Origin of the sequence: Ideonella livida (assembly GCF_010499455.1) — a bacterium.
Classification (GTDB): domain Bacteria; phylum Pseudomonadota; class Gammaproteobacteria; order Burkholderiales; family Burkholderiaceae_C; genus Ideonella; species Ideonella livida.
Genome location: NZ_JAAGOH010000066.1, coordinates 1 through 6,703 on the forward strand (window position 1 = coordinate 1; position 6,703 = coordinate 6,703).

The 6,703-nt window shown below is 69.2% G+C and carries 5 protein-coding genes and 1 pseudogene; 1 reads left to right on the plus strand and 5 read right to left on the minus strand.

The features are described 5' to 3' along the window. The 4 genes from G3A44_RS22890 to G3A44_RS22905 form a co-directional block, all read right to left on the minus strand. On the minus strand, positions 1-203 hold a 203-nt coding region (locus G3A44_RS22890), incomplete at its 3' end, for a hypothetical protein (RefSeq protein WP_203561544.1). Continuing rightward, the gene (locus tag G3A44_RS22895) at positions 200-2,944 is read right to left on the minus strand and encodes a serine/threonine-protein kinase (protein WP_163460068.1); all 2,745 of its coding nucleotides are present in this window, start codon (positions 2,942-2,944) and stop codon (positions 200-202) included. The genes G3A44_RS22895 and G3A44_RS22890, both read right to left, overlap by 4 nt. 245 nt (positions 2,945-3,189) lie before the next feature. After that, entirely contained in the window at positions 3,190-4,104 is a 915-nt protein-coding gene (locus G3A44_RS22900; RefSeq protein WP_163460069.1) for a ParB/RepB/Spo0J family partition protein, read from the minus strand. A 206-nt stretch (positions 4,105-4,310) separates the two neighbouring features. Further along, the gene (locus G3A44_RS22905) at positions 4,311-4,820 is read right to left on the minus strand and encodes a hypothetical protein (protein WP_163460070.1); all 510 of its coding nucleotides are present in this window, start codon (positions 4,818-4,820) and stop codon (positions 4,311-4,313) included. Positions 4,821-5,047: 227 nt separating this feature from the next. Here G3A44_RS22905 and G3A44_RS22910 point away from each other — a divergent pair. Next, positions 5,048-5,395, plus strand: a pseudogene (locus tag G3A44_RS22910) (transposase); the annotation flags it as partial. Positions 5,396-5,783: 388 nt separating this feature from the next. Here the strand turns inward: G3A44_RS22910 and G3A44_RS22915 are convergent. Next, positions 5,784-6,572: a nucleotidyltransferase domain-containing protein gene (locus G3A44_RS22915; protein ID WP_163460072.1), complete on the minus strand. Its 789-nt coding sequence runs from the start codon at positions 6,570-6,572 to the stop codon at positions 5,784-5,786. Between the last annotated feature and the right edge of the window lie 131 nt (positions 6,573-6,703).

Consider the following 6,703-nt stretch of genomic DNA (forward strand, 5'->3'; position numbering starts at 1 on the left):
GGCGCCGCGGTGGCCGCAGCGTCCGCCGCCAGCAGGGCCAGCACCTCCTGGCGCAGCGTGCCCTCGGGCAGCCAACGTTGCACCTGGGCGGAGCGTTCGGCGGCGGGCCAGCCCTGGGCGACGTCAAACCAGTGCCGCACCTGCTGCCAGGGGCTGGCCCCCGGCGGCGGTGCGGGCGGCGGCGACGGCGCCGGGTCCGTCACAGCAGGCGCCCCCCCGTGCCGGCGCGGACGGCCTGCAGCGGCGTGCGGGCGTCCAGCAGGGCGCGGGCCTGTTCGGCCCAGGGGCTCAGGCTGCGGGGCACGCCCTCATGCCAAAGCTGGCGCGCCTGGCGGGCGCGCTCGGCCGCCGGAACGGCGCGACCCAGCACGGCCAGGGCCGCCGCCTGTTCGCCCAAGGCCTGGGCCCGCATCCAGCGGGCGTTGGCGTTGGCGGCGTCGGCCGCCTGATCGACCTGGGCCAGCGCCTCATCGGCCCAGCGCAGGGCCTGGGCCGGATCTTGGGCGCGGTGGGTACGCGCCGCCCACAGCCGCACCTCGGCACGCCAGCGGGCCAGGTAAAAGTCCCCCGGCTCGGCCTGCAGGCCGTCCAGCGCCGCCACCGCGGCCCGCAGCAGCGGCCGGGCCGCGGCCTCCTGCCCGCTGCGCGCCAGGGCCCGGGCTCGGGTGAGCTGCAGCAGCGCGGCATCACGCCTCAGGGCCTGGTTGCCCGGATCGTCGGCCAGGGCGTGCCCATACCGCGCATCGGCCCGCTCAAACCAGGGCCGGGCCTGCGCCCAACGCCCGGCCAGACCCAGCGCCACCGCGCGGTTGACCTGGGCCGCGCTGACCTGCTGCTGGAAATGCGGATTGTCCGGAAAGGCCCGCGCGGCGGCCTCACGCAGGGCCAGCATGCGCTCACTTTCCTCCAACGCCATCTGGTCCTGTCCGTCCAGCGAAAGAACGGCCATGCGCCCGGCGTGGGCCCAGGCCAGCTGGTGGGTCCATTCGGCCTGCTCGGGCTGCTCGCGGCGCAGGCGCTCGAACAGCGGCAGGGCCTCGTCCCACCGGCGCAGGGCAGCGTCCACCTGGCCCAGCGAGGCCTGGCTGGGATGGGCCAGCAACATGGCATGGCGGCCCAACCAGGTGGCCCGGCGCGAGCGCACCTGCGGGTCCTGAGGAGCCAGGCGCTCGGCCCGCGTCAGCCACGGCAGGGTCTGGTGCAAGGCCTCCTGCCCGGCCTGCAGGCGGCCCTGGCGCAACAGCAACTGGGCGCGCAGCAGGCCCAGATCGGCGCCAGCGAGCTGGGTGGGCAGGTCCTGCGGGGCGCGGGCCAGCCAGTCCAGGGCTTTGTCGGTGCTCTGCAGGGCGGTGGCGCTGCGCTCCTGGCTGGGCGAGAAGGACTCGCCCTGCAACACCGCAATGCGCTGGTAGGACTGGGCCAGCTCGCTGGCCAGTACCGGGTCGGGGGCGCCGGCGCCCTGCCGGGCCAGGGCGTCCAGGTAGGCAATGGCGTCGCGCAGCAGGGCCTCACGCAGGGCCAGGGCACCCGGCATGGCGGCGGCCTGGTCGTGGTACTGGAAGACCAGTCGGTTGGCCAGCTGGCGCACCTGCGTCAGCCGCTCCTCGGCCTGGTGGCGGGCCAGCTCGGCCTGGCGGGCCTGCCAGCCCAGGCCGCCCAACGCGGCCACCAGCGCCAGACCGGCCAACGCCGACAGGCCCACGCCCGCCGGATGGCGGCGCACAAACTTGTGGGCCAGGTACAGCGGCCGGGCGGTGCGCACGCTCACCGGTCGTCCATCGAGGTGAGCGCGCACATCGGCCGCCAGGGCCTCCACGCTGGGGTAGCGGTCCTCGGGCACCTTGGCCAGGGCGGTGGCCAGGATCTTGTCCAGGTCGCCAGCCAGCCGGCTGCGGCGCCGCAGCCAGCTGGGGTCAGGCACCTCGTGGGGCGGCAGGTGGCTGGCGCGGCTGGGCGGCTCATGCAACACGGCTTGCAGCACCTCGGCGGTGCCCTCGGCCTGCCGGCCATAGGGCCGCACCCCGGTGAGCATGACGTAGAGCAGCAGGCCCAGACCGTAGACATCGCTGGGCAAGCCCACCCAGTCGCCGCGCACCTGCTCCGGGCTGGCCCAGTAGGGGGTGAAAGGTCGCTGCCCGGCCTGGGTCAGGTCCGCCTGCGCCAGCGGGCCGGCCGTGGGGTCCAGGGCCTTGGCGATGCCGAAGTCCAGCAGCTTGACCTGGCCCTCGGCGGTGACCAGCACGTTGCTGGGCTTGAGGTCGCGGTGCACCAGCAGCTGACGGTGGGCAAAGGCCACCGCGTCGGCCAACTGCAGGAACAGGGCCAGCCGGGCCGGCAGGGGCAGTCCGCGGCAGGCCTCATCCAGCGGCCGCCCCTCCACCCGCTCCATCACGAAATAGGGCTGGCCCGCCGGGGTTCGGCCGGCATCCAGCAGGCGGGCAATGTGCGGATGCACCAGCCGGCCCAGGGCCTGCTGCTCCTGGGCGAAGCGTTCAAGCACGGCAGCGGAGTCCTGGCCGGCCCGCAGCACCTTGACGGCGGCCGGGCCGTCCCAGGCGCCATCGGCCCGGCGCGCAGCCAGCACGTCGGCCATGCCGCCACGGCCCAACAGGCCGGTGACTTCCCAGGGGCCCAGGCGGGTGCCGGGGGGCGGCAGCGGGGGCTCAGCCTCCTCGCGCGCCTGCAGCACGGCCGCCAGGGAGATGGGGGTGAGCGGACGCGAGAGCCGGTGCAGGGTGTCCTCGGGCGCGGGCTGGTCGAGCAGGCTCTGCACCTCCTCACGCACGGCGGCAGGCGCCGTGGCACGGGCCAGCCAGTCGCGGCGGCGCTCGACCGGCTGGGCCAGCGCCAGCTCGAACAAGGCCTTGACCGCAGCCCAATCCGGCCGCGACGGCGCGGCGCCGGACGGCGGATCGTGGGGGACCAGGGGAGCGGGCAGAGACATCGGCGGGCAGCGGCTGGCGGTGGCGGGCGGCGCGCGCACAGGCCCCGGCCCGGCGCGCACCCAGCCGCACATCCTCCGGCAAGCGCCGTCCGTCAGCCATCCCCAAGGTGGAGGCGGCACGAACCGACGCCATCAAAGCGCTGCGGAAAATCCAAGCGCAGATCCAGGACCTCAAGGCTGACAAGCGCTTCAACACCACGTCTCTGCGCCGCGCTACCCCAGCGGCCTGACGCCGCCCACCCCGGTCAGCGCTCGGTCACGCCCAGCCGGTCCAGCAAGCCAGAGAGCTCTTCCAGCGAGGCAAAGCGGATGGCAATCTCGCCCTGCTCGCCGCGCAGCGTCTTGCGCAGCACGCGGATCTCGACGTCCGCGGTGAGCTTGTCCGCCAGCTGCTCCTCCAGCCGCACGATGTCACGCGGCTTCTCGGCGGCCACCCGCAGCAGCGGCGTCTGGCGGCCGGGGTTGAGCGCCTTGTGGACCAGCTTCTCGGCCTCGCGCACCGAGAGCTTCTTGGCCACCACCTCGTTGGCGCTCAGGATCTGCTGAGCCGGCTGCAGGCTGAGCAGGGCGCGGGCGTGGCCCATGTCCAGATCGCCCGCCATCAGCATCTTCTGCACCGGATCGGCCAAGTTGAGCAAACGCAGCAGGTTGCTGGCGGCGCTGCGCGAACGGCCCACAGCCTGCGCGGCCTGCTCGTGGGTCAGACCAAATTCAGCAATCAGCCGCTTGAGGCCCTGCGCCTCTTCCAGCGGGTTCAGGTCCTCGCGCTGGATGTTCTCAATCAGGGCCATGACGGCCGCGGCCTCATCGGGCACGGCCTTGACCAGCACCGGCACCTCAGACAGACCGGCCAGGCCCGCCGCGCGGAAGCGCCGCTCACCCGCAATGATTTCGTAGCGCTGGTCAGCCGGGTCACCCACGGGCCGCACCAAGATGGGCTGCATGATGCCCTGACTCTTGATGCTCTCGGCCAGCTCATAGAGCGAGCCCTCGTCCATGCGGGTGCGCGGCTGGTACTTGCCGGCCTGCAGCTGGGTCAGGAGCAGAACGGCCGGCCGCTCAGCCGGGCGCGCCGCGGCGGCGTCACCGGACTCCGCGGCCTTGGGGCCCAGCAGGGCCTCCAGCCCCATGCCCAGGCCCTTGGGTTTTTTCGTTGCCATCCACAGATTGTCAGCCATCCGGCCCCCTGGGCGCTGGCCAGCCACTGCCGCCTGGCAAGCAAAGGCGGTCCAACCCCGCCCAAGTGCGTCATGACGCCCACGCCAGAGGGGCGCGATCCACCAGGGCCATCCGCATGATCTGCGAGCCCCCGATCTGACTGAAGCAGACCGGGCCGGCCAGCAGCCCAGGAATGGCGGTGATCTCGTCAGGCCGCACCCCCACCGTCACTTGGGAAAAAGAAGCCTGAGGCGCCCTCAGTGAACGGCCTGGTGAAGCGGATGCCATTGAACGTGTGCGTGCAGCACTTGCAGTACGGGTAGAGGCTGGACTCATTCATCTCTGGATTCACGGCGCGCAGGCGGTTCGCCTCATCAATGAACAAGCCGCTGAAGAAGCTGGACTCGCCCACGCACACGAAGTCCCTCTGCTGATCTGGCCACTTGGCCACGAGCCGGTAGATCGGCTCTTCACGATCCAACCTGGAGACGGCCTCACTGTGAACCTGCGTCCAGTCTTGACCGATCTTCGAGATCAGGAACCGGAACAGGGGGGTGTAGTCAAGCCCTCGTTGTGCCTTGCCGCCCATGGAGGTGCGGGTCTTCTCAGAGGCCTTGGCCTCCTTCGAGTGCCTGTCATGCCTGAACTCGCCCCCGAAGTTGTGGCGAACGCCCCGCGCCGTGGTGTTCACTTTGCGGTAGAGGGGAGCTTTCTGCATTGACTGACTTGCCTGCTACTGAAGCGGTGAAGGTCGGCAATTCGCGCCCTGTGCGACCTGATCTTTCAAGTCAACTGGCGTCGGGCATGTGCCTGGAGACCGGCATGTGGGGCGGTGTGGCAGGCCACTGAACTGACCGGAGGATACGACCCTGTCCGATGCCGTGGGTGTCTCGAACTCCAAACACGTTGCAGTGAAGTCGACCGGCGGCAGCCCACCCATTTGGCGCCTGGCTGGGCTTGGTGCCCAAGCAGGATTCCAGCGGCGGCAAGGCGCGCCTGGGCCGCATCACCAAGGCCGGTGACGCGTACCTGCGCATGCTGTTGATCCAGGGCGCCAAATCGGTGCTGATGCACGCCGCCGCCCGCACCGACCACACCAGCCGCTGGGTGCATGCCCTGCGCGAGCGGGTGGGCTGGCAAAAGGCCCTGGTGGCCTTGGCCCACAAGAACGCCCGCATCCTGTGGGCGCTGCTGACCAGCGGTGAGCTCTACCGGGCTGAGCATGTCAGCACGCCACCCCACGCGAGCGAATCGCTTCAAGCCACCTCGATGCCCGCCACCGCAGCGGCCTGAGCAAGCAAACCAGCCCGCCCGCCGCCCTCAACCCCACAACCGTTCTCCTCCCGCCCCACACTGCGCGCCAAGATCACCACAGGTCAGACCGGCAGCAGGCAAGCTCGATAACTCGACTGTGGCCACAGCCTTCAAAAGCCCAGGACCACGCGCAACGATTGGAGCCCTGCTGCGCGGTTCCCCTCTGGGGCATCGCATCGGCCGGCCACTTGCGCCCACGCCACAAGCCCGTCTGTAGATATGCAGTCTGTCCCCGATGGTGTTTGGCCACCCGCGCAGCTCAAAGGTATGGGGGGCCTTGCCTATGGATTTGAAAAGCCAATTCGGCTTAGGAGGGGAAAACCTTGCCTGCGGGGGTTGTGCTGTGGGGGAGTCCCTGTAGGAGCGGTTAGACCCATGCAGCGCGCAAGCAGGAACGAAACACATCGTTGAGATCTGGCATGACTTCGTTTCGCCGCTGAGGCGCCGGAGCATAGGTCTCGAGGCGTTCGAGTTCAGATTCGATAAACGCATGAATTGCTGGAACCGGCGGCTCGAGTCCCATCTCAGGCGCGCTCCGCTTGCGCGAGAGCAGCGAACGAATTGCTGCGAGGAGCGGCGCATCATCGTCAATGAGCGCCAACAGCCTTTCAAACTCGATCGGGGCCGCGGTTCCGTGCATTTCGAGCCAGCGGACTGCCAACAGTGGCCGCAAGACGTAGAAGTACTTCTTGAGCGGAACAAGGTCGGTCTTTAGGTAGCCACGATAGTTCGTCTTCGCCATGCTGCGGTAGTGGTGGACGCCACTTACGCAAGAGTAGACGGTAGAAAGTAGCCCTCTTGAAAGGCTCCCGAATTCGCCGACCTCAGAGTAGATGATCGGGGACTGGATCCACTCAACGAATGCCGGATTCGACTTCCAGAAGAGCCTCAGCGCCTTTCGAAGGTCCCAGCCGTTGAGGTCAATGTCGTCAATGATTGGGTACTCGATGACATCGCGTTGCTCTTCCAGGCCGACGGACAGATACCACTCAGGCTTGTTGACATAGATGAAGCGAGCATCGAAGTCGCTGTTGGGCGATTCAAACCCCCAAGCACGGCTACCTGACTCGACTGCCAGCAAGACGCGAACCCCATGCTCCTGCTCGGCGCGATCTATGCGCCGTAGGATCTCAGTGCGGACATCGTGGGGAATCATGGGACTAATCGAGATAGGAGAAATCCTCGCGGATTCCCCCTCTCACACCACCGGACGTACGGGTCACGTATCCGGCGGTTCGGGTTGTTGAATGTGGTCTGCCCATGTGCTTCATGCCGTTTTCAGGGGCA